20 protein-coding genes are annotated in these 21,687 nt (G+C 66.6%); 3 read left to right on the top strand and 17 right to left on the bottom strand.

The window, feature by feature from the left end; all coding sequences use genetic code 11:
- Positions 1-28 precede the first annotated feature (28 nt).
- The 5 genes from AC1REK_RS14735 to AC1REK_RS14715 are packed head-to-tail and all read right to left on the bottom strand — an operon-like array spanning position 29 to position 4,741.
- A complete protein-coding gene (locus AC1REK_RS14735) occupies positions 29-1,210 on the bottom strand; it encodes an enolase C-terminal domain-like protein (protein ID WP_492269471.1) in 1,182 nt (393 codons plus the stop codon).
- A gap of 12 nt (positions 1,211-1,222) precedes the next feature.
- Positions 1,223-2,497 carry a TRAP transporter large permease gene (locus AC1REK_RS14730; RefSeq protein ID WP_492269472.1) on the bottom strand — a complete coding sequence of 425 codons (1,275 nt, stop codon included), beginning with the start codon at positions 2,495-2,497 and terminating at the stop codon, positions 1,223-1,225.
- A gap of 6 nt (positions 2,498-2,503) precedes the next feature.
- Positions 2,504-3,016: a TRAP transporter small permease gene (locus tag AC1REK_RS14725; RefSeq protein WP_492269473.1), complete on the bottom strand. Its 513-nt coding sequence runs from the start codon at positions 3,014-3,016 to the stop codon at positions 2,504-2,506.
- 7 nt (positions 3,017-3,023) lie between these two features.
- Complete coding sequence (locus AC1REK_RS14720; protein ID WP_327522554.1) at positions 3,024-4,016, bottom strand: TRAP transporter substrate-binding protein; 993 nt, start codon at positions 4,014-4,016, stop codon at positions 3,024-3,026.
- Positions 4,017-4,069: 53 nt separating this feature from the next.
- Positions 4,070-4,741, bottom strand: a complete 672-nt coding sequence (locus AC1REK_RS14715; protein ID WP_492269474.1) for a GntR family transcriptional regulator — start codon at positions 4,739-4,741, stop codon at positions 4,070-4,072.
- A gap of 118 nt (positions 4,742-4,859) precedes the next feature.
- Between AC1REK_RS14715 and folD the strand changes: the two genes are divergently transcribed.
- Positions 4,860-5,720, top strand: a complete 861-nt coding sequence (folD, locus tag AC1REK_RS14710; protein WP_492269475.1) for a bifunctional methylenetetrahydrofolate dehydrogenase/methenyltetrahydrofolate cyclohydrolase FolD — start codon at positions 4,860-4,862, stop codon at positions 5,718-5,720.
- A 156-nt stretch (positions 5,721-5,876) separates the two neighbouring features.
- Here the strand turns inward: folD and lpdA are convergent, their stop codons facing one another.
- The 10 genes from lpdA to zapE form a co-directional block, all read right to left on the bottom strand.
- On the bottom strand, positions 5,877-7,277 hold the full coding sequence (lpdA, locus tag AC1REK_RS14705) for a dihydrolipoyl dehydrogenase (RefSeq protein WP_492269476.1): 1,401 nt from the start codon (positions 7,275-7,277) through the stop codon (positions 5,877-5,879).
- Between the two features lie 21 nt (positions 7,278-7,298).
- Positions 7,299-7,730, bottom strand: a complete 432-nt coding sequence (locus tag AC1REK_RS14700; protein WP_492269477.1) for a VOC family protein — start codon at positions 7,728-7,730, stop codon at positions 7,299-7,301.
- Positions 7,731-7,750: 20 nt separating this feature from the next.
- Positions 7,751-8,134, bottom strand: coding sequence for an MAPEG family protein (locus AC1REK_RS14695; RefSeq protein WP_492269478.1), 384 nt, complete (start codon positions 8,132-8,134; stop codon positions 7,751-7,753).
- 12 nt (positions 8,135-8,146) lie between these two features.
- On the bottom strand, positions 8,147-9,376 hold the full coding sequence (gene odhB / locus AC1REK_RS14690) for a 2-oxoglutarate dehydrogenase complex dihydrolipoyllysine-residue succinyltransferase (protein WP_492269479.1): 1,230 nt from the start codon (positions 9,374-9,376) through the stop codon (positions 8,147-8,149).
- Between the two features lie 92 nt (positions 9,377-9,468).
- Positions 9,469-12,426: a 2-oxoglutarate dehydrogenase E1 component gene (locus tag AC1REK_RS14685; RefSeq protein WP_316020820.1), complete on the bottom strand. Its 2,958-nt coding sequence runs from the start codon at positions 12,424-12,426 to the stop codon at positions 9,469-9,471.
- 118 nt (positions 12,427-12,544) lie between these two features.
- Positions 12,545-13,429: a succinate--CoA ligase subunit alpha gene (gene sucD, locus AC1REK_RS14680; RefSeq protein ID WP_492269480.1), complete on the bottom strand. Its 885-nt coding sequence runs from the start codon at positions 13,427-13,429 to the stop codon at positions 12,545-12,547.
- A gap of 9 nt (positions 13,430-13,438) precedes the next feature.
- Positions 13,439-14,635 (bottom strand): ADP-forming succinate--CoA ligase subunit beta, encoded by a 1,197-nt coding sequence (sucC, locus tag AC1REK_RS14675; RefSeq protein ID WP_316020819.1) that lies wholly within the window; start codon positions 14,633-14,635, stop codon positions 13,439-13,441.
- A 117-nt stretch (positions 14,636-14,752) separates the two neighbouring features.
- The gene (mdh, locus tag AC1REK_RS14670) at positions 14,753-15,715 is read right to left on the bottom strand and encodes a malate dehydrogenase (protein WP_066477327.1); all 963 of its coding nucleotides are present in this window, start codon (positions 15,713-15,715) and stop codon (positions 14,753-14,755) included.
- Positions 15,716-15,959: 244 nt separating this feature from the next.
- Positions 15,960-16,559: a TetR/AcrR family transcriptional regulator gene (locus tag AC1REK_RS14665; RefSeq protein WP_066477324.1), complete on the bottom strand. Its 600-nt coding sequence runs from the start codon at positions 16,557-16,559 to the stop codon at positions 15,960-15,962.
- A 3-nt stretch (positions 16,560-16,562) separates the two neighbouring features.
- Positions 16,563-17,741, bottom strand: coding sequence for a cell division protein ZapE (gene zapE / locus AC1REK_RS14660; protein ID WP_066477322.1), 1,179 nt, complete (start codon positions 17,739-17,741; stop codon positions 16,563-16,565).
- 308 nt (positions 17,742-18,049) lie between these two features.
- On the opposite strand from zapE, the gene AC1REK_RS14655 reads away from it, so the two are divergent.
- Positions 18,050-18,655: a GNAT family N-acetyltransferase gene (locus tag AC1REK_RS14655; RefSeq protein WP_492269481.1), complete on the top strand. Its 606-nt coding sequence runs from the start codon at positions 18,050-18,052 to the stop codon at positions 18,653-18,655.
- A 15-nt stretch (positions 18,656-18,670) separates the two neighbouring features.
- On the opposite strand, the gene AC1REK_RS14650 is transcribed toward AC1REK_RS14655, so the two are convergent.
- Positions 18,671-19,369, bottom strand: a complete 699-nt coding sequence (locus tag AC1REK_RS14650; protein ID WP_492269482.1) for an AprI/Inh family metalloprotease inhibitor — start codon at positions 19,367-19,369, stop codon at positions 18,671-18,673.
- A 182-nt stretch (positions 19,370-19,551) separates the two neighbouring features.
- On the opposite strand from AC1REK_RS14650, the gene AC1REK_RS14645 reads away from it, so the two are divergent.
- Positions 19,552-19,980: a RidA family protein gene (locus AC1REK_RS14645; protein ID WP_066477316.1), complete on the top strand. Its 429-nt coding sequence runs from the start codon at positions 19,552-19,554 to the stop codon at positions 19,978-19,980.
- 15 nt (positions 19,981-19,995) lie between these two features.
- Here the strand turns inward: AC1REK_RS14645 and AC1REK_RS14640 are convergent, their stop codons facing one another.
- Positions 19,996-21,573, bottom strand: coding sequence for an OpgD/OpgG family glucan biosynthesis protein (locus tag AC1REK_RS14640; RefSeq protein ID WP_316020815.1), 1,578 nt, complete (start codon positions 21,571-21,573; stop codon positions 19,996-19,998).
- Positions 21,574-21,687: the final 114 nt, after the last annotated feature.

The following is a 21,687-nucleotide window of genomic DNA, read 5'->3' as shown; positions in this document are numbered from 1 at the left end:
CAAGCGGCTCGTCGCGCCCCCCAGGCAATCAGAGCTTGAACACCTGCCGCGCCGTCTCGTGAGCCCGGATGTAGTCCCAGTCATAGGTCACGCCGAGACCAGACCCGGTCGGGACCGGCACCGTGCCGTCCTTGTCGACGGCATCGATCTGGTCGGAGTAGCCGCAGGTGTAGACCGGCGGCACGGCATTCGGGCAGTCCGGGCCGAGCAGCGCGATCTCGTAGAAGTTGGTGTTGCGCGTCGCCGCCATGCAGTGACGATGCGCCGGGCCGCAGGCATGGATCTCGACATCGACGCCGAAGGCCTCGGCGAGATGGGCGATCTTCATCGCCCCGGTGATGCCGAGATCGTATTCCGGATCAGAGCGCAGCATGTCGGTGCCGCCCGCGATCAGGAAGTCGGCCTTGGTCTCGAAGCCGCGCAGATATTCCGTCTGCAGGATCGGGGTCTTCAGCATCTCGCGTAGCTTCTTGTGAGCGAAGGCCGAGACGCCGCAATCGCGCATCGGGTCCTCGTACCAGAAGTAGTTGCCCTCGTCGCAGGCCCGTCCGACATAGAGCGCATCGGCGAAGGTTCTGAGCTCGTTGGCCGGGTCGAGCATCAGCGTCATCCGGTCGCCGACCGCCTTGGCGACATGGAGCACGTTGCGCGCCTCTTCCTTGGCATCGCCCTCGTGCCAGCCATGAACCTTGTAGGCACGGTAGCCGAGTTCGTAGCAGCGCTCGGCGAAGTCGGCGAAGGCCTGTGGCGAGTCGAGGCCGCCATTGCGGTCGCCGTGATAGGTCGATGCGTAGGCCTTCAGCCGCGTGCGGTAGCCTCCGAGCAGCGCCGAGACCGAGGCGCCATAGCGCTTGCCGGCGAGGTCCCACAGCGCGATGTCGATCGGGCCAATGCCCATGCCGTCATGCTGGCGCAGTTCCCGCTTCATCTCGTTCCAGATCAGCTCGCGGTGATCGGGATCGCGGCCGAGCAGGCTCGGCGCCAGCGAGAGCGTCTGCGCCATGGTCGAGCGGCTGCCGCCCCAATGCATGACGTACTCGCCCTGCGCCCCGTCATCACTGCGAATGACGATCGCGAACTTGGTCAGCTCCAGCGAGGAGTTGGGCTTGTAGCCCATGTTGTAGATCGCCCGCAGCTTGTCGGAGGAGACCCCGAGATTTCTCGCCGTGAACGAGAACTCGGTGATCTCGACTTCGGTGATGGTGGCCATGGAGTGTCCTCTTCAGAAGCCGGCGATCTTGGGGAGCCAGAGGCTCAGGGCCGGGACATAGGTGATGATCGCAAGCGCAAGCACGAGCGCGATCAGGAAAGGCCAGAGCTCGCGGATCAGCGGCCCGAGCTTCTCCTTGGTGATCGCCATGGCGACGAAGCAGAGCACGCCGACCGGCGGCGTCACCTGGCCGATCACCAGATTGACCAACAGGATGATCCCGAAATGCACGAGGTCGATCTGCAGCGAGGTCAGAAGCGGCAGCAGGATCGGCACCAGGATGATCATGATCGCGATCGTCTCCATGAACATGCCGGCGATCAGCAGGGCGATGTTCAGGATCAGCAGCACGACCAACGGGTCGGTGGAGATCGAGGTCATGAAGTCGGTGACGAGCTGCGGCGCCTGCTCGATCGCGAGGATCCAGCTGAACGGCGATGCCGCCGCGACGATGGCGATAATCACCGCCGTCTCGCGCGCCGTGCCGACCAGGATCGCCGGCAGATCGGCGAGCCTGATCGAGCGATAGATGAACATGCCGACGACCAGCGAATAGGCGGCGGCGACGCCGGCGATCTCGGTCGCGGTGAACAGCCCCGCCCGGAAGCCGACGATGATCAAGACCGGCATCAGGAGCGCCAGCGAAGCGTGGCGGAACTCGCTCCAGAGGGTGGCGAGCGAGAAGGCGCCGGCCGGCCTGAAGTCGCGTCGCAGCGCCTGAATCGCGATCGTTCCCATGATGCAGCCGGCCATGACCAGCCCGGGGATGATGCCGGCGACGAAGAGCTGGCCGAGCGAGACGTTCGCCTGCCAGGCATAGACCACCATCAGGATCGAGGGCGGGATGATCGGCCCGAGCGTGCCGGCGACCGCCGAGAGCGCCGCGCCGAAGGCGCGGGGATAGCCCATCTTCTCGAGCTGGGGCACGAAGACCCGCGCCGCCGCGGCCGTGTCCGCGACGGACGAACCGGAAATGCCGGAGAGGAAGACCTCGCCGACGACGAGCGTATGCGCCGGGCCGCCGCGGATATGGCCGACCAGCGCCTTGGTGAAGCTGAACAGCCGCTCGGAAATGCCGGACGCGTTCATCAGCGAACCGGCGAGCGTGAACAGCGGGATCGCCAGCAGCGGGAAGGACTGGACGCCGGCGACCATGCGCTGGGCGGCGACGGTCAGCGGCACGCCGTCCATGAAGATCGTGAGCAGGGCCGAGCCCGCCATGGCGATCCAGATCGGCGTGCCGACGACGAGCAGCGCCGCGAAGGTGAGGAGGAGGACAAGCACCATGCCGGGTCACTCGCGCGTGGTGATGTCGGACCAGAGCGCGCCGGTGACGCCCTCGTCGATCAGATTGCGCAGGAGATGCAGCAGCGACAACAGGCTGCCGATGAAGAGCGGCGCGATCGCCCAGCCGGCGGAAATGCCGAGCATCGGGGTGAGATTGGGCATCTCGCGCTGCAGATAGAGCCAGGAATACCAGGTCAGGACGCCGAGCACCGCGGCGGTCACCGCCAGTGCAAGAACACCGAAGGCGAAGCAGAGCCAGCGCGGCGCGAACAGCACGACGACATCGATGATGATGTGCGTGCGGGCATGGAAGGCGTTGGCGATGCCGAGGAAGATCATCCAGCCGAAGAGCAGGAGGATCAGCTCCTCCGACCAGGTCAGTGGATCGTTGAGCACGTAGCGGAAGATCACGGCCGCGCAGACCAGCGCGGCGATGATGCCGTGCAGGGCTGCGAGCGCGAGGTTCTCCAGGCGGCTCGACCAGTCGTCGAGCCGCCGGATCAGGTTAAGGCCCGCCATGGCGGGGTCAGCGCTTGCGCTGGGCGTCGATCGCCGCCTGCACGCGCTCGACATGGGGCTTGCCCCAGCGGCCTTCCATCGCCGTCGTCACCACCTTGGCCTTGGCCGCGAAGGCGTCGCGGTCGACGTCCTCGACGATCTTCGAGCGGCCGGACTTGCGGATGTCCTCCAGCATCGAGGCTTCGCGCTTCTGCTGCAGGTAGGTGTTCATCGCCGAGGCGCGGGCGGCTTCCGCGAACAGCACCTCGCGATGCTCGGGCTTCAGCTTGGCGAGGCTGTCCTTGTTGATGACGATCATGTTGTTCTGGAGCATGTGCTTGGTCATCGCGACATAGCCCTGCACCTCGTAGAACTTGCGCGAGAAGATCGTCGGGATCGGGTTCTCCTGGCCGTCGACGGTCTTCTGCTGCAGGGCGGTGTAGACCTCCCCGAACGGGACGGGTGTCGGCGCGCCGCCGAAGGCCTTGATCATCTCGACCCAGACCGGGCTTTCCGGCACGCGGATCTTCAGCCCCTGCACGTCCTCGGGCTTCTTCACGGCGCGGTCGAGCGTCGTCATGTTGCGCCAGCCCCAGTACCAGATGCGGCTGACCGGCACGATGTTGTGCTTGTCGCGCAGCTCGTCGAAGATCGGGTCGAAGGCTTCGGAGCGGATGATCGCCTCGGCCTCGCTCCAGTCCTTCCAGAGGAAGGGCGCGCTCGGGATTTCCAGTGCCGGAACGAGCGAGGAGGCTGCGGCCATGGAGGGCGCCGAGATGTCGAGCGCGCCTTCCTTGACCTGTTTGAAGAGGTCGATCTCCTTGCCGAGCTGCTCAGCCGGGAAGACACGGACCGTGACCGCGCCCTTGGTGCCCTTGTTCACGCGATCGGCGAATTCGGCGAAGAGCTCGCCGGCGATCTCGCTCGTGGTGTTGGCGTGGCCGAAGCGCAGCGTCTGGGCCTGCGCTGCGCCCATCATGAAGCTGCCGGCGATCAGCGCGGCGGCGATGCGTTTCAACATGTCGGTCCCTCCCTCGGGTCGAAAGCCGGGCCGTTTTCGGCCTCGGCGGTTGGCTATTTGATCAGTCGCTCATAGGAGCCTTGCAGATGCCGGCGCATCGCGTCGGCGGCGGCCTCGGGGTCGCCGGCCTCGAGCGCATCGACGATGGCGTAGTGCTCGCGATGGGTCGGGCCGACATCCTGCTCGCGGGTCAGGTAGAGGCGCGAAATGTGCAGGTGGAAACGCAGATCGTCATAGCTCTTCAGCGCGACCTGGTTTCCGGCCAGCTGCAGGACGATGCGATGGAACCGGTCATCAGCCTCGGTGAAAGCGCGATGGCTGCGGTATTCGCGCGATGGCTCGCCGGCCATCATCGCCGCGACCGCCGCGCGCAGCCCGGCGATCGCCTCGGGAGCCGGCTGGCGCCGTGCTGCCTCGGCCGCCGCCCAGGGCTCGATCACGCCGCGGAAACTGTAGACGTCCTCGTAATAGCGCTGGTCGGGCACCGGCGCGGTCGTGAAGCCGATGAAGGGCTCGGCGCGCACCAGCCCCTCGGCTGCGAGCCGCATCAGAGCCTCGCGGATCGGCGTCGAACTGACGGCGAACTCGCGCACGAGCGCGTCGATATTGAGCCGCTCGCCGGGCACATAGGCCTGGTCGAGAATGCGTTCCTTGATCAGCTCATAGACCTGCTCGGCCAGAACGACCCGGGACGGCTTACGGAATGAGGGCTCGGCATGCATCATGGATCGTGCATGATTTTGACATAGACCAAACTAAGTCAAGGCCTTCCGGTCATGCGGCCTTGTTTGCGCTGCAGCAATCGCGCATGAGAACGGCTCGCGAGAACGCAAGGACGAGCACATGCCGGCACAAGCGCGCATCATCGACGGCAAGGCGGCGGCAGCCGAGCTGCGGGCGGGGATCGGCCGAGAGGTCGCGGCGATCAAGGCGGCCAAGGGCCTGGTGCCCGGTCTCCATGTCGTCCTGGTCGGCGACGATCCGGCGAGTCGCGTCTACGTCGCCTCCAAGGAGAAGCTCGCGGCCGAGATCGGCATGAACTCCGTCGCCCACCGCCTGCCCGCCGAGACGACAGAGGCCGAGCTGCTCGCCAAGATCGCCGCGCTCAACGCCGACGACGCGGTCGACGGTATCCTGGTCCAGCTGCCCCTGCCCAAGCATATCGACACCGGCCGGATCATCGACGCGATCGACCCGGCCAAGGATGTCGACGGCCTGCACCCGATCAATGCCGGCCTGCTCGCCGGCGGCAAGAACGGCCTCGTGCCCTGCACGCCGCTCGGCTGCATGCTGCTGCTCAAGCAGACCCTGCCGTCGCTTTCCGGCCTTGATGCCGTGGTTGTCGGCCGTTCGGAACTGGTCGGCCGCCCGGTCGCGCAGCTCCTGCTTCAGGCCGACTGCACAGTCACCATCGCCCATTCGCGCACCCGCAACCTCGCCGAGGTGGTGCGCCGCGCCGATATCGTCGTCGCCGCGGTCGGCCGCCCGCTGATGATCAAGGGAGACTGGATCAAGCCCGGCGCGACGGTGATCGATGTCGGCATCAACCGCATGCCCGACGGCAAGCTCGCCGGCGATGTCGACTTCGCCGAGGCGGTCACGGTTGCCGGCGCGATCACGCCTGTCCCGGGCGGCGTCGGCCCGATGACCATCGCCTGCCTGCTGCGCAACACGCTGACCGCATTTCACGCGCGGCGTGGCTAGCAAATGCCGTCATGGCCGGGCTTGATCCGACCATCTCAGGACGAGAAGGCGCCCTTGCTCCGACCGTCCCCGAAAGCAAGACGCCCGGCTACTCGCCGGGCGTTTTTCGTTCTGCCCAAGCCTACAGGCCCGGGCTCCCTTGGCGAGCGAGGCCAATCACATATGGATCGGGCGCTTGTCGACGGCGAGCGCCGCTTCCTTGACCGCCTCGGCCAGCGTCGGATGCGCATGGCAGGTACGGGCGAGATCCTCGGCAGAGCCGCCGAACTCCATCAGCACCGTGACCTCGGCGATCAGGTCGCCGGCATGGGGCCCAATGATGTGGCAGCCGAGCACCTTGTCGGTCGTCGCGTCGGCGAGGACCTTCACGAAGCCGTCGGTATGGCGCATGGCGCGGGCCCGGCCATTGGCGGTGAAGGGGAACTTGCCGACCTTGTAGGCGATGCCCGCGGCCTTGAGCTCCTCCTCGGTCTTGCCGAGCGCGGCGACCTCGGGGGCGGTGTAGACGATGCCGGGAATGGCGTCGTAGTTCACATGGCCGTGCTTGCCGGCGATGATCTCGGCGACCGCGACGCCCTCATCCTCGGCCTTGTGCGCCAGCATCGGCCCGCGCACCACGTCGCCGATCGCGTAGATGCCGGCGACATTGGTCTTGAAATGATCGTCGATGACGACGCGGCCGCGCTCGGTCGCGACACCGGCCTTGTCGAGGCCGAGCCCGTCCGTGTTCGGCCGGCGGCCGATCGCGACCAGCACGATGTCGGCATTCAGCGTCTTGGCCTCGCCGCCGGCGGCCGGCTCGACCGTGACGGTGGCGCCGCCCTTCTTGCCGATCTCGACCTTGGTGACCTTCGAGCCGAGATGGAACGCGAAGCCCTGCTTCTGCAGAATGCGCTGGAACTGCTTGGCGATCTCGTCATCCATGCCGGGCAGGATGCGGTCGAGATACTCGACCACCGTGACCTTGGCGCCGAGACGGGCCCAGACCGAGCCGATCTCGAGCCCGATCACGCCGGCGCCGACGACCAGCAGCTCCTTCGGCACAGCGGTCAGCTCGAGCGCGCCGGTCGAGGTGACGATGGTCTTCTCGTCGGTGGTGACGCCCGGCAGCGCCGTCGATTCCGAGCCGGTGGCGATGACGATGTTCTTGGTCGTCAGCTCCTGCGTCTTGCCGTCCTCGGCGGTGACGACGACCTTGCCGGCAGCCGGGATCGAGGCGGTGCCGTGGAAGGGGTCGATCTTGTTCTTCTTCAGCAGGAAGGCGACGCCGTTGACGTTGGCGTCGACCGTCTCCTGCTTGTGGACCAGCATCTGCTTCAGATCGAGCTTGGGCGTGCCGACATCGATGCCGAGACTGGCGAAGGTGTGGCCGGCTTCGGCGAACATCTCAGAAGCGTGCAGCAGGGCCTTGGAGGGGATGCAGCCGACATTCAGGCAGGTGCCGCCATGGGTCTTGCGCTTCTCGACCACCGCGACCTTGAGGCCGAGCTGGGCGGCGCGGATGGCGCAGACATAGCCGCCGGGGCCGGTTCCGATGACGACGAGATCGTAGGACATGGTCTCTCTTTCGTTCAGACTTTACGATTGCTGTTGCGCCAGAGGCGCGTTGAAGGCCCAGACATGGCCGAAGGGATCGCGCAAGCGGCCATAGCGGGCGCCCCAGAACACATCGCTCGCCGGCATGACGACATCGGCGCCCGCAGAAGCTGCCCTGGCGATGGCGGCATCGACATCGGCGGGCTGCGGCAGGTTGATGCTGATCGTCATGCTGGCGCCGCTCCGCGAGCTCGGCGCCATGATATCGCCGCCGAACTCGGGAAATTCGTCGTGCAGCATCACCTCGCTGCCGAACATGGCGAGATTGGCGTGCATCACGCGCTTGCCGTCCTCAGCCATCGCCCTGAAGGTGCACTGCGCGCCAAAAGCCTTCTCGTAGAAGGCGATCGCCGCGTCCCCGCCCTTGACGCAGATATGCGCCTGGATCGGTGGTGGGTTAGGTCCGAAAGCCATGCTCCCTCCTCCTTCCGGGGTCAGACCAGCAGGCGGGCCGCCATCAGCGCCAGGCCGATCGCGGCGGCGAGCCAGACGAGGCTGCGCCAATACGGGACGCCGGCGAGGTAGAGCGGCAGGTAGACGATACGGGCAGCGAGCCAGAGACCGCCGCCGATCAGGCCGACGCCATCGGCCCGGCCGCTGGCGATCAGCGCCACGGCCAGCACCGCGAAGGCCGGATAGGTCTCGAGATAGTTGCGCAGCGCCCGCTCGGCCCGCCCGGCAACGACACCTTGCGGCCGCTCGCCCGCGTCACGCGGCCCGACATTCCAGGCGGAGCCCAGCTCGCTGGTCGCCGCGATCGCCTGCGCTCCGATATGGAGGAGGAGCAGAGCGACACTCGCGACGATCAGCGAGAGCATGGACCGGCAGCCTCAGAGGTCGAGGACGAGACGCGCCGGGTCCTCCAGCGCCTCCTTGATGCGCACCAGGAAGGTCACGGCCTCCTTGCCGTCGATGATGCGGTGGTCATAGGAGACCGCCAGATACATCATCGGCCGGATCACGATCTGGCCGCCGACCACCATCGGCCGCTCCTGGATCTTGTGCATGCCGAGGATCGCCGACTGCGGCGCGTTGAGGATCGGCGTCGACATCAGCGAGCCGTACACGCCACCATTCGAGATGGTGAAGGTGCCGCCCTGCATGTCCTCGATCTTGAGGGAGCCGTCGCGCGCCTTCTTGCCGAGGACGCCGATCTCCTTCTCGACGCCGGCGATCGAGAGCTGGTCGGCATCGCGCACCACCGGAACCACCAGGCCCTTGTCGGTGCCGACGGCGACCGCGACATGGTAGTAGTTCTTGTAGACGATGTCGGTGCCATCAATCTCGGCGTTGACCGAGGGGATCTCCTTCAGCGCCTGCACGCAGGCCTTCACGAAGAAGCCCATGAAGCCGAGCTTCACGCCGTGCTTCTTCTCGAAGACGTCCTTGTACTGGTTGCGCAGCGCCATCACCGCCGACATGTCCACCTCGTTGAAGGTGGTCAGCATCGCTGCGGTATTCTGCGCTTCCTTGAGGCGGCGCGCGATAGTCTGGCGCAGCTTGGTCATCTTGACGCGCTCTTCGCGCGAGGCATCGTCCGGCGCCGAGGGAGCGCGCATCTGGACGGGCGCGGCCGGAGCCGAAGCCGCGACGGCCGGGCCGGTCGCGATCGCGGCGAGCATGTCACCCTTGGTGACGCGGCCATCCTTGCCGGAGGCTGCGACGCTCGACGGATCGACGCCGCTCTCGGCAGCAAGGCGGGCGACGGCCGGGCCGGAATCGGCGGCCTTGGTCGCGGCGCCGGAGGCGGCCGGTGCGGGCGCGGCGGCAGCCGGCTTCGGAGCCTCTGCGGCCGGCTTCGGCGCCGCAGCCGCGGCAGCACCACCGGCGGTGATCGAGCCGAGCAGGGCGTTGACGCCGACCGTCTCGCCTTCCTTGGCGACGATCTCGCCAAGCACGCCGGCGGCCGGGGCGTTGACCTCGAGGGTCACCTTGTCGGTCTCGAGCTCGACCAGGGGCTCGTCTGCCTTCACCGCCTCGCCGGGCTTCTTGAACCACTTGCCGATCGTCGCCTCGGAAACGGATTCGCCGAGGGTGGGTACGCGGATTTCAGTCGCCATGTCAGGCCTCTTCTCGTGTCTTGGTCTCGAACCCGGTGCCGAAAGACGGGGCGGTCTTCGGGGAACACCGGGCTCCGGCGATAGCGAAGCGATCAGGCCGCGAAGGCCTCATCCAGGAATGCGTTGAGCTGGGCGAGATGCTTCGACATCAGGCCGGTCGCCGTCGCGGCCGAGGCCGGCCGGCCGACATAGCGCGGCCGCTTCGACTTCGAGCCGGCATGGCCCAGCACCCATTCCAGATAGGGCTCGACGAAGGTCCAGGAGCCCATATTCTTCGGCTCCTCCTGGCACCAGACCACGTCGGCGCCCTTGAAGCGCGACAGCTCCTGCGCCAGCGTCTTCAGCGGGAACGGATAGAGCTGCTCGACGCGCATCAGGTAGACGTCGTCGATGCCGCGCTTCTCGCGTTCCTCGAGCAGGTCGAAATAGACCTTGCCGGAGCAGAGCACGACCCGGCGGATCTTCGAATCCTTGACCAGCTTGGTCGTCGAGTTGCCGCGCTCGGCATCGTCGTGCAGCACGCGGTGGAAGGTCGAGCCCTCCGCCAGTTCGTCGAGCGTCGAGACGCAGCGCTTGTGACGCAGCAGCGACTTCGGCGTCATCAGGATCAGCGGCTTGCGGAAGTCGCGCTTCAGCTGGCGGCGCAGGATGTGAAAATAGCTCGCCGGCGTCGAGCAGTTCGCGACCTGCATGTTGTCCTCGGCGCACATCTGCAGGAAGCGCTCGAGACGGGCCGAGGAGTGCTCCGGACCCTGGCCCTCATAGCCATGCGGCAAGAGGCAGACCAGGCCCGACATGCGCAGCCACTTGCGCTCGCCCGACGAGATGAACTGGTCGAACACCACCTGCGCGCCATTGGCGAAGTCGCCGAACTGCGCCTCCCACATCGTCAGAGCGTTCGGCTCCGACAGGGTGTAGCCGTACTCGAAGCCGAGTACCGCCTCTTCCGAGAGCATCGAGTTGATGACCTCGTAACGCGACTGGCCCTCGCGGATATGGTTCAGCGAGGTGTGACGAGCCTCGGTCTCCTGGTCGATCAGCACCGAATGGCGCTGCGAGAAGGTGCCGCGCTCGCAATCCTGGCCGGAGAGGCGCACCGGGTTGCCGTCGAGCAGCAGCGAACCGAAGGCCAACGCCTCCGCCGTCGCCCAGTCGATCCCCTGCCCGCTCTCGACCGCCTTGCGGCGGTTGTCGAGGAAGCGCTGGATCGTCTTGTGGACGTTGAAGCCTTCCGGGACCTCGGTGATCTTCTGCGTGATCTCCTTGAGCACGGCTGCCGGCACGCCGGTCGCGCCGCGGCGCGGATCGTCCTCGTCGGCGCGCATCGCCTTCATGCCGGCCCAGCGGCCGTCGAGCCAGTCGGCCTTGTTCGGCTTGAAGGACTGGCCGGCGTCGAACTCGACCTCAAGCTTGTCCTTCCAGGCCGCGCGCATCTGGTCGAGCTCGCCGGGCTGGATCACGCCCTCGGCTTCGAGCTTGCCGCTGTAGAGCTCCAGCGTCGACTTGTGGCCGCGGATTTTGCGGTACATCAGCGGCTGGGTGAAGCCCGGCTCGTCGCCCTCGTTGTGGCCGAAGCGACGATAGCAGAACATGTCGATCACGACCGGCTTGTGGAACTTCTGCCGGAACTCGATCGCGACCTTGGCGGCGAAGACGACCGCTTCCGGATCGTCGCCGTTCACATGGAAGACCGGAGCCTCGACCATCTTCGCCACATCGGACGGATAGGGCGAGGAGCGCGAATAGCGCGGATAGGTGGTGAAGCCGATCTGGTTGTTGATGATGAAATGCAGCGAGCCGCCGGTGCGGTGGCCCTTCAGCCCGGACAGGCCGAGGCACTCGGCCACCACGCCCTGGCCGGCGAAGGCGGCATCGCCATGGATCAGCAGCGGCAGCACCTTGGAACGCTCGACGATGTCGCCGAACTGGTCCTGCTTGGCGCGCACCTTGCCGAGCACGACGGGGTCGACGATCTCGAGATGCGAGGGGTTCGCGGTCAGCGAGATATGGACGTTGTTGCCGTCGAACTCGCGGTCCGAGGAAGCACCGAGATGGTACTTGACGTCGCCCGAGCCCTCGACGTCGTCGGGCGCGAAGGAGCCGCCCTTGAACTCGTGGAACAGCGCCCGGTGCGGCTTGCCCAGCACCTGGGTCAGCACGTTGAGGCGGCCGCGATGGGCCATGCCGAAGACGATGTCGCGCACGCCGAGCGCGCCGCCGCGCTTGATGATCTGCTCCAGCGCCGGAACCAGCGACTCGCCGCCATCGAGGCCGAAGCGCTTGGTGCCGGTGAACTTCAGATCGAGGAACTTCTCGAAGCCCTCGGCTTCGACGAGCTTGTTCAGGATCGCGCGCTTGCCCTCGCGGGTGAAGGCGATCTCCTTGTCCGGCCCCTCGATGCGTTCCTGCAGCCAGGCCTTCTGCTCGGGGTCGGAGATATGCATGAACTCGACGCCGACCGTGCCGCAATAGGTCCGCTGCAGGATCGCCGTCATCTCGCGGATGGTGGCGAATTCCAGGCCGAGCACGTTGTCGATGAAGATCTTGCGGTCGAGATCGGCCTCAGTGAAGCCGAAGGCGGCCGGCGAGAGCTCCTCGATGTCCTTGATGCCCTCGATCCCGAGCGGGTCGAGCTGGGCATGCAGGTGGCCGCGCATGCGGTAGGCCCGGATCAGCATGATGGCGCGCACGGAATCGCGCGTCGCCTGCTGGACGTCGGAAGCCGACAGCGTCGTGCCGGCCGCCTTGGCCTTGGCGCCGAGCTTGTCGCCGATCACCTTCTCGACCACGGCCCAGTTGCCGTCGAGCGCCGAGACGATCTCGCCGCCGGCCGGGATCGGCCAGTTCGGCTTCTTCCAGGAGGCGCCCTTGGCGTTGTCGATGATCGCCTGGCGCTCGTCGTTCAGCCCGGCGAAGAAGCCCCGCCACTGCTCATCGACCGACTTCGGGTCGGCCTGATAGCGGGCGTAGAGATCCTCGATATAGGCCGCGTTGCCGCCGTAGAGGAAACCCGTCTGCGCGAGAGCCTCGTTGATGTCCTGGCGAGCCATGTCGTCCTGCCTTCTTCCTGCCTAGCACATCCGGATCGGCCCCTCGCCGACCCATCACTTGTCATTCCAGCGCCGCAACTTGCCGGCCGGGCCCCTGCCCGGCCGGCTGTCGCGACACTCAGCCCTTCAACACGTCCACCAAGGTCTTTCCAAGGCGCGCCGGCGAGGGCGAAACCCGGATGCCGGCGGCTTCCATGGCAGCGATCTTGTCTTCCGCGCCGCCCTTGCCGCCGGAGATGATCGCGCCGGCATGGCCCATGCGGCGGCCCGGAGGCGCCGTGCGGCCGGCGATGAAGCCGACCATCGGCTTCTTGCGGCCGCGGCGAGCCTCGTCCTTGATGAACTGCGCCGCATCCTCTTCGGCCGAGCCGCCGATCTCGCCGATCATCACGATCGACTTGGTCTTCTCGTCTGCGAGGAACATCTCGAGCATGTCGATGAACTCGGTGCCCTTGACCGGGTCGCCGCCGATGCCGACCGCGGTCGACTGGCCGAGGCCCTCATTCGTGGTCTGGAACACCGCCTCATAGGTCAGCGTGCCGGAGCGGGAGACGATGCCGACCGAGCCCGGCTTGAAGATGTTGGCCGGCATGATGCCGATCTTCGACTCGCCGGCGGTGACGACGCCCGGGCAGTTCGGCCCGATCAGCCGCGACTTCGAGCCCGAGAGCGAGCGCTTGACGCGGACCATGTCGAGCACCGGGATGCCCTCGGTGATGCAGATGATCAGCGGGATCTCGGCGTCGATCGCCTCGCAGATCGCATCGGCCGCGCCCGGAGGCGGGACATAGACGACCGAAGCCTCGGCCCCGGTCTTCTCGCGCGCCTCGGCGACGGTGTCGAAGACCGGCAGACCGAGATGCAGGCTACCGCCCTTACCGGGCGAGGTGCCGCCGACCATCTTGGTGCCGTAGGCGATCGCCTGCTCGGAATGGAAGGTGCCGTTCTTGCCGGTGAAACCCTGGCAGATGACCTTGGTGTTCTTGTCGATCAGGATTGACATCGGTTTTCCTCAAGCCTTCTTGATCGCGGCGACGATCTTCTGCGCCGCATCGTCGAGATCATCAGCCGGGATCACATTGAGCCCGGACTCGCGGATGATCTGCTTGCCTTCCTCGACATTGGTGCCTTCGAGGCGCACCACCAGCGGCACCTCGAGCCCGACCGACTTGACCGCTGCGATCACACCGCGCGCGATGACGTCGCACTTCATGATGCCGCCGAAGATGTTGACCAGGATGCCCTTCACCTTCGGGTCGGCGGTGATGATCTTGAAGGCCGCCGTGACCTTCTCTTCGGAGGCGCCGCCGCCGACATCGAGGAAGTTCGCGGGCGATTCCCCATAGAGCTGGATGATGTCGAGCGTCGCCATGGCGAGGCCGGCACCGTTGACCATGCAGCCGATCGTGCCGTCGAGCGCGATATAGGCGAGGTCATACTTCGACGCTTCGATCTCCTTGGCGTCCTCTTCCGTCTCGTCGCGCAGTTCCATCAGCTCGGGATGGCGGTAGAGCGAGTTGGAATCGAAGGAGACCTTGGCGTCGAGGCACTTGATCTGGCCCTGCGTCGTCACGATCAGCGGGTTGATCTCGAGCATCGCCATGTCCTTGGCGACGAAGGCGGCGTAGATCTGGTTGAGCACGGAGCCCGCCTGCTTGGCGAGGTCGCCGGAAAGGCCGAGCGCCTTCGCGACGGTGCGGCCGTGATGCGGCATGATGCCGGTAGCCGGGTCGACGGAGAAGGTCAGGATCTTCTCGGGCGTGTCATGGGCGACCGCCTCGATGTCCATGCCGCCCTCGGTCGAAACCACGAACGCGACGCGCGAGGTCTCGCGGTCGACCAGCGCCGAGAGATAGAACTCCTTGGCAATGTCCGAGCCGTCCTCGATGTAGAGGCGGTTGACCTGCTTGCCGGCTTCGCCGGTCTGCGCCGTCACCAGCGTGTTGCCGAGCATTTCCTTGGCATGAGCCTCGACCTCTTCGACCGACTTGGCGAGGCGGACGCCGCCCTTGGCGTCGGCGGGCAGCTCCTTGAACTTGCCCTTGCCGCGGCCGCCGGCATGGATCTGGCTCTTCACGACATAGAGCGGGCCGGGCAGCTTCTTGGCCGCCTCGACGGCTTCCGCCACCGTGAGCGCCGGGAAGCCGGCGGAGACGGGCGCGCCGAACTCCTTGAGGACCGCCTTGCCCTGATATTCGTGGATGTTCATGCCTGATGTCCTGTTTGAAAGGGTCGGATGGCGACGATGGCAGGCGGGCAATGCCGAGAGGCGGGTGACGACGCAAGATCGTCATCCGCCAGGTTCGGCCTCGCCGCCCGCTCTATCTCACGCCAGTGACGGATCGATGGCCTTGCAGGCGTCGATCAGGCTCTGCACCGAAGCGACCGACTTGCCGAGCATCTCCTTCTCGGCGCCGTTGAGGCGGATCTTGACGACGCGCTCGACGCCCTTGGCGCCGATCACCACCGGCACGCCGACGAACATGTCCTTGACGCCGTACTGGCCCTTCAGCGCAGCGGCGGCCGGCAGGACGCGCTTCTGGTCCTTGAGGTAGCTCTCGGCCATGGCGATCGCCGAGGCGGCCGGGGCGTAGAAGGCCGAGCCGGTCTTGAGCAGGTTGACGATCTCGCCGCCGCCCTTGCGGGTGCGCTCGACGATGGCGTCGAGGCGCTCCTGGGTGGTCCACTTCATCTTGACGAGGTCGGGCAGCGGGATGCCGGCGACGCCGGAATAACGGACCAGCGGCACCATGTCGTCGCCATGGCCGCCGAGCACGAAGGCCGAGACGTCCTTGACCGAGACCTTGAACTCATCGGCGAGGAAGTGGCGGAAGCGGGCGGAGTCGAGCACGCCGGCCATGCCGCAGATCATGTTCGGCTTCAGGCCCGAGAACTTCTGCAGGGCCCAGACCATCGCGTCGAGCGGGTTGGTGATGCAGATCACGAAGGCCTTGGGAGCATACTGCTTGATGCCCTCGCCGACCGACTTCATCACCTTGAGGTTGATCCCGATCAGGTCGTCGCGGCTCATGCCGGGCTTCCGCGGCACGCCGGCGGTGACGATGATGACGTCGGCGCCCTTGATGTCCTCGTAGGAGTTCGTGCCCTTGTAGCCAGCGTCGAAGCCGTCGACCGGGGCGGACTCGGCGATGTCGAGACCCTTGCCCTGCGGCGTGCCCTCGGCGATGTCGAACAGGACGACGTCACCGAGCTCCTTCAGGCCGGCGAGGTGAGCCAGGGTGCCGCCGATCTGTCCGGCGCCGATGAGGGCGATCTTCTTGCGGGCCATTGCCTAGTCCTTGTCCTTGGATACGTGAACCGGAAAACCGTGGGTTCTTTGGCCCAACCCGGCGTGGGGCTCAACCCTGCGCAGATTATGGCAAATCCGTGAATTCAGGCACCAAAATCGGCCATTTTCCGGCGAATAGCAAAGGAAATCAAACTATTACAAACTTGGCCGGCGCGCCCTTTGCCTGAGCCGGTCAAAAACCGAGCAATGACATTTTACAAATTATGTCATTTTCTTTTGGATTTTAGATCACGCCGGTCGCCAATGTCCGAAGCGCGACCCTGATCAGCGTCGAAAGCCGTGCATCGACGGACTCCTGGGGGACGTCCGCCTCGAGCTCGAGTGCCGCCGGATGGATGAAGCGATGGGTCGCGTCGATCACGAAGGCAATCGCCCGGTCGCGGTCGCGCGGCTCGAAGGCGCCGGTGGCGATGCCGTCGTCGATGACGCGCTCGAACAGGGCGCGGACCCGGGCGCGGTTGCGCCGGCTGATCGCATGGCGCTTGGCGACCGCCTGCGACAGCGCTGCGAAGAGATGCGGGTCCTCGTGCAGCAGGTCGCGATTGGCCTTGGCCAAGGCCAGGATCAGGCGCTCGAGCTTGTCCTCCGCAGGATCGGGGCCATCCGCGATGTCGGCGAGCCTGCGTTCGGTCGCCTTGAGCCAGACATCGACCACGGCATCGACCAGCGCGACCCGCGAGGGGAAATAGCGATAGACATTGGCATGGGTCATGCCGGCCTCTTCCGCCACCGCCACGACGGTGAAGCGGCGCAGGCCGTGCAGCCTGAGATGCTCGCTGGCGACCGAGAGAATACGGGTCTCGCTCGGCTCGCGCGCGACCATGGCTCAGGTCTCCACCAGCCCGGTCGTCTCGCCGCTCGCGGCGGAATCGGCGCGGCCATGCGGCAAGGCGAGATACTCCTCCGAGCGCATCTCGATCAGGCGCGAGACGGTCCGGTCGAACTCGAAGGCCTCGCGGCCCGAGCGCGCCACATAGAGTCCCGTCGGCTCAGCGGCCGCCGAGGCGACCAGCTTCACATGACTCTCATAGAGCGCGTCGATCAGGATGATGAAGCGCTTGGCCTCGTTGCGCCGGTCCATGTCCATCACCGGGATGTCGTCGAGCACCAGCGTATGGAAATCCTGCGCCAGTGCGAGATAGTCCGAGGCGCCATAGGCCTGGGCGCAGAGATCGCTAAAGCTCGCCCGCGCCACGCCCGCCGCGGCCTGCGGCAGCTTGAGTTCGTGCCCCTTGATGTCGATCGTCACCGGCGCGCCCCTGGCGACGCCCGAGAGCTTGAAGAAGGCCTTGTCGAGCGCCGCCCCCGCCGCCGCATCGGCCGGCACGTGATAGGTCGGCGCGCCGCCGAGCTTCTCCAACCGGAAATCGGTGCGCGCATCGAGCCGGATCACCTCGACCTTGCCGGCGAGCAAGCTGATGAAGGGCAGGAAGAGCGCGCGGTTGAGGCCGTTCTCATAGAGCCGGGACGGCTCGACATTGGAGGTCGCGACCACCACGACACCGGCCGCGAACAGCGCCGTGAACAGACGGCCGAGGATCATCGCATCCGCGATGTCGGTAACCGTGAACTCGTCGAAACAGAGCAGCGTCGCCTCGGCCGCCAGCGCTTCCGCGACCGGGCCGATCGGATCGGGCTCCTTGACCCTGCCGGCCTTCAGTTCCTGCCGATAGGCATGGATGCGCTCATGGACGTCGGCCATGAAGGCATGGAAATGCACGCGCCGGCGCGAGGCCAGCGGAGCCGCCTCGTAGAACATGTCCATCAGCATGGTCTTGCCGCGGCCGACCGAGCCCCAGATGTAGAGACCCTTGACGCTTTCCGGCGGCGGTTGCTTGCGGCCGAACAGCCAGCCGAGCGCGCTGCTCTTCTTCGCCAGCCGGCGGCTGGCGAGGGTTTCGGTCAGCGCCTGCAGGCGATTGACGACCGCGACCTGCGCCGGGTCGCGTTCGATCGCACCGGATTCGACGAGGGCGGCATAGCGTTCGGGGAGCGTAGCGGACATGGCCTGGAGGCAAAGGAGGAGCGCCTGAGGGTTACGGCAGGCCAGCCCGGCCCGCAAGCTTCAGCCGATTCCGGCCAGGCCGGCACCACCTCCCGACCCTTCGAAACGCCGAGGATAATTCCACTGCATCGCGGCGCCTGCTCAGCAGATTTGCCCATTATTCCCGCATTTAGCGGTAATTTGCCGCAATCCGGTCTCTTGTATTCCGCATTCGCGAGCGCATCTTCAGCGCCGAGTTAGGGAAGAATACGCCTCCTGGTTGGCAGCGTGTCACAGCGCTTTATCAGGAGCTGCAATTGAATCGTTCGATGAAACCTGGCGCGAAAGCCAGGCACGGCGAGGTCAGGCGTCTCTGGCCTACCGAGCGCGACCTCTTCACCGCCCATCTTCTGCGCCTCGACGCCGCGACCCGGCGCGAGCGCTTCGGCACGGCGGTCAATGATGAATTCCTCGTCGACTATGCCGAGAGCACCTTCGGCATCGGCGGGCTGGTCTATGGCTATGTCGAAGAGGGAGAAGTCCGCGGCGCCGCCGAATTGCGCGGCCTGGAGGATTTCGTCGTGCAGACCGGCGAGGCCGCCTTCAGCGTCGAGAAGGGCCGGCGCCGGCGCGGCATCGGCGAGGCGCTGTTCGGACACCTGATCACCGCCGCCCGCAACCGCGGCATCCGGACGCTCTACATGACCTGCCTTCCCGAGAACATTGCGATGCGCAATCTCGCCCGCAAGTTCGAGGCGGAACTCGTCACGGGCTACAGCGACGTCGAGTGCCGGATCTCGACCGGCGCTCCCACGCCCTTCACCCTGCTCGACGAGGCGCTCAACCACGCCCAGGGCTTCGCGGCGATGTCGCTCGCCCTGCAGCGCAAGCTCTGGCAGCCGGCGCTTTTCGGCGCGACCGGCGGGCGTCATTGATGTCTGGCGGAGCTCTCAGCGATTGAGCGAGAGCGCCGCTCCCGACTTGGTGACAGCACCGTTCATCGCGCCGCTGCCGGCGACGCGCAGCCGCGCCACCACCGAACCGCCACGCTGGTAGAGATAGACCTCGCCGTCCCGGTAATCCCAGGCATTGACCTGCTGCAATTCGCGATTGGAGCAGCCATTGGCGCTGGCGCGATAGAGGTCGAGCGAAGGCGCGCTCGAGAGCTGCACCCGGCAGGAGCCCCCCGTCGCCTCCTGCGCCGTCCAGCTGCCGACGACGGCATCACGCGAGGAGCCGGCGCTGCGTGCCGGGGCCGGCGTCGGACTGGGGTTGGCGTTGGCGACCTGGCCGCGCAGCTGCGGCGCCTCGGTCACGCGCTCGACCGGCTGCTGCCCCTGCGGCGCGGTCTGGGGATCGAAGAAGGGATCGTTCGACGGCGGCAGGCCGGCTCCGCCTCCCGGAGGCGCCGAGGCGACGGGATAGCCGCCCGGCGGCGGCAGCGGCTCGGACATGACCGGCGCCGAGGAGATCGGCGGGGCCGACTGGACCGGCTCGCTGTAGACCGGCCCGCGCCCCATCCCAGGACCCGGCCCCGGACCGGAGAAGCGCTGCGAACCGGCACAGGCCGCCAGTCCGAGCATCGGCAGGAGGCCGGCGAGCCGCAGCAGGCGCGGCAGGGGAAGCATCTTCGGATTCATCTTCGCCATCTCGATTGCTCGGCCACCCGGCGACACCGCCGACGCAACCTTCCTTGCACCCTAGATTTCCTGCCTGAACAAGGCATGACCGCGTTCAAGGCGGCAAAATCCGCGCAGGTCAAGCAATCTCACGGTTTCGCGGGCCCCCGCGCCATGGCAGAACCTGCCGTATCGACAGTCTGGACCAGCCGATGAAGCCGCTCAGCCCCGCCACGATTCGCCCCCCCTTCGCCCGCTACAGCCACGGCGTCGAGCTCCCGGCCGGGCAGCGGCTGGTGTTCTGCTCCGGCCAGCTTGGCATCGCCGCCGACGGCACGATCCCCGAAAGCCCCCGCGAACAGGCCGATCTCTGCTTCGCCAACATCGCTGCGATCCTCGGCGAAGCCGGCATGACCCTCGCCGACATCGTCCGGGTCAACGCCTATGTCACCGACCGCGCCCATATGAAGGGCTATATGGAATCGCGCGACGCCCATGTCGGGACGCCGCCGCCGGCCTCGACCTTGATGATCGTCTCCGGCTTCACGCTGCCGGAGTTCAAGGTCGAGATCGAAGTCGTCGCCGCGGCGCCGGAAAAGCGGCGCAAGACAGCGCGCAGCATCACCGCCCCGAAATTCTGAAGCCGGGCCGCCGGCTCAGGCCGGCTCCGGCGCGCGCCAGGGATAGGTCCAGGTCTCGGTCAGCGCCTTGTCGCCGGAGCGCAGGAAGGCGCGCAGATCGGCCATCTGGCCGGGCTCGACGGCGATGTCGAAGAAGGCGCGGAAGCCTTCGGTCTTGCGGTTCGGCACGATGAATGCACGCACGATCCGCCCGTTCGAGATCGAGGGCACGATCTCGACCTTCTCCGGCTGGTTGAGGTGGTAGGCGAGATCGCCACCGGAGAAGTCGATGATGAAGCGCCGCGCCCCGTCCGGCACCGGCTCGCCCGAGCCCAGCGCCTTGGGCCGCGCCTGATAGGTGTTGATCGCCCGCCCGCCAGGGTGCAGCTCGTCGGCATCGAGCATCGCCGAGAGCTTGTAGCGGAAGCTGAATTCGCGGCCGGGCTCCAGCGGGTTCTTCGGCGCCCAGAGCGCGACCACATTGTCGTTGGTCTCGTCGGTGGTCGGCAGTTCGATCAGCTCGACATGGCCCTCGCCCCAGTCGCCCTCCGGCTCGATCCAGTAGGAGGGCCGCAGTTCGTAAGCGAGGTCGAGGTCCTGATAATGCTCGAAGACGCGGTCGCGCTGGATCAGGCCAAAGCCGCGGACATTGCGCTCGACGAAGTAGGACGAGGCCTGCTCGCGCGGATTGCGCAAAGGGCGCCAGATCCACTCGCCGCTGCCGGAATGGATCATCAACCCGTCGGAATCGTGCAGCTCGGAGCGGAAGTCGTCGTGGAAGCGCCGGTCGTTCTCGCCGGTGAAGAACATCGAGGTCAGCGGCGCCAGGCCGAGCCGTTCGATCTTCTTCCGGGCGAACAGCGTCGCCGAGACGTCGAGCACGCTGTCCTGGCCGGGATAGATGTTGAAGCGATAGGCGCCGGTCGCCGAGGGCGAATCGAGCAGGGCGTAAACCGTGATGCGTTCGGCATTGGCCGCCGGCGAATCGATCCAGAACTCCCGGAAGACCGGGAACTCCTCGCCATCGCGCACGCCGGCGCCGATCGAGAGCCCGCGCGCCGAGAGCCCGTAGCGCTGGCCGCGGCCGAGCACGCGGAAATAGCTCGCGCCGATGAAGGAGATCAGCTCGTCGAAGACGCGCGGATCGTTCAGCGGATAATGCAGGCGGAAGCCGGCGAAGCCGAGATTGACCGGCAGCGGCTTTTCGAACTTGGTGCGGCCATAGTCGAAGAGATTGGCGGCGTAGGGCACCGGCGTCGGCACCCCGTCGCGAATGACGTTCACCGTCACCGGCCGGGTGAAGAGGAAGCCGGGGTGGAACATCTGCAGGCGGAAGCCGGTGTTCGTCTGCGCCAGCATGGAACGCTCGGGCCGGAAGCGGATCTCGCGCCAGGCGTCGAAATCGAGCCGCGTCAGCGCCTCCGGCAGGCTCGGCCCCGCTTCATAGGGCGCCAGCGAGATTTCACGGGCGCGGCGCACCACCTCCTCGAAGCCGAATCGCGGTTGCGGCGGCGACGCCTCGGGCTGCTGGGCCAGCAGCGCCTGCGGCGCGGCCGCGGCGCACAGGGCGGCGCTCAGCCCGGCCAGAACCCGGCGGCGGTCAGTCACGGTCATGATAGAAGCTCGTCCCAGTCATAGGCGCCCTTAAGGCGCTTTCCGACAATGACTTAGGGGATGAAATGGGGCCGGTCTAGGGCCGGATCCGGCCGCTGCCGCGGCGGTCATCGC

Source organism: Allobosea sp. GW823-FHT02B03 (genome assembly GCF_058797755.1).
This window is presented reverse-complemented; position numbering and strand designations above follow the sequence as displayed.

Bases quoted from the DNA above. Each gene is read 5' to 3' on its own strand.
- AC1REK_RS14735 (WP_492269471.1), bottom strand. From the start codon at position 1,210: ATGGCCACCATCACCGAAGTCGAGATCACCGAGTTCTCGTTCACGGCG.
- AC1REK_RS14730 (WP_492269472.1), bottom strand. From the start codon at position 2,497: ATGGTGCTTGTCCTCCTCCTCACCTTCGCGGCGCTGCTCGTCGTCGGC.
- AC1REK_RS14725 (WP_492269473.1), bottom strand. From the start codon at position 3,016: ATGGCGGGCCTTAACCTGATCCGGCGGCTCGACGACTGGTCGAGCCGC.
- AC1REK_RS14720 (WP_327522554.1), bottom strand. From the start codon at position 4,016: ATGTTGAAACGCATCGCCGCCGCGCTGATCGCCGGCAGCTTCATGATG.
- AC1REK_RS14715 (WP_492269474.1), bottom strand. From the start codon at position 4,741: ATGATGCATGCCGAGCCCTCATTCCGTAAGCCGTCCCGGGTCGTTCTG.
- folD (WP_492269475.1), top strand. From the start codon at position 4,860: ATGCCGGCACAAGCGCGCATCATCGACGGCAAGGCGGCGGCAGCCGAG.
- lpdA (WP_492269476.1), bottom strand. From the start codon at position 7,277: ATGTCCTACGATCTCGTCGTCATCGGAACCGGCCCCGGCGGCTATGTC.
- AC1REK_RS14700 (WP_492269477.1), bottom strand. From the start codon at position 7,730: ATGGCTTTCGGACCTAACCCACCACCGATCCAGGCGCATATCTGCGTC.
- AC1REK_RS14695 (WP_492269478.1), bottom strand. From the start codon at position 8,134: ATGCTCTCGCTGATCGTCGCGAGTGTCGCTCTGCTCCTCCTCCATATC.
- odhB (WP_492269479.1), bottom strand. From the start codon at position 9,376: ATGGCGACTGAAATCCGCGTACCCACCCTCGGCGAATCCGTTTCCGAG.
- AC1REK_RS14685 (WP_316020820.1), bottom strand. From the start codon at position 12,426: ATGGCTCGCCAGGACATCAACGAGGCTCTCGCGCAGACGGGTTTCCTC.
- sucD (WP_492269480.1), bottom strand. From the start codon at position 13,429: ATGTCAATCCTGATCGACAAGAACACCAAGGTCATCTGCCAGGGTTTC.
- sucC (WP_316020819.1), bottom strand. From the start codon at position 14,635: ATGAACATCCACGAATATCAGGGCAAGGCGGTCCTCAAGGAGTTCGGC.
- mdh (WP_066477327.1), bottom strand. From the start codon at position 15,715: ATGGCCCGCAAGAAGATCGCCCTCATCGGCGCCGGACAGATCGGCGGC.
- AC1REK_RS14665 (WP_066477324.1), bottom strand. From the start codon at position 16,559: ATGGTCGCGCGCGAGCCGAGCGAGACCCGTATTCTCTCGGTCGCCAGC.
- zapE (WP_066477322.1), bottom strand. From the start codon at position 17,741: ATGTCCGCTACGCTCCCCGAACGCTATGCCGCCCTCGTCGAATCCGGT.
- AC1REK_RS14655 (WP_492269481.1), top strand. From the start codon at position 18,050: ATGAAACCTGGCGCGAAAGCCAGGCACGGCGAGGTCAGGCGTCTCTGG.
- AC1REK_RS14650 (WP_492269482.1), bottom strand. From the start codon at position 19,369: ATGGCGAAGATGAATCCGAAGATGCTTCCCCTGCCGCGCCTGCTGCGG.
- AC1REK_RS14645 (WP_066477316.1), top strand. From the start codon at position 19,552: ATGAAGCCGCTCAGCCCCGCCACGATTCGCCCCCCCTTCGCCCGCTAC.
- AC1REK_RS14640 (WP_316020815.1), bottom strand. From the start codon at position 21,573: ATGACCGTGACTGACCGCCGCCGGGTTCTGGCCGGGCTGAGCGCCGCC.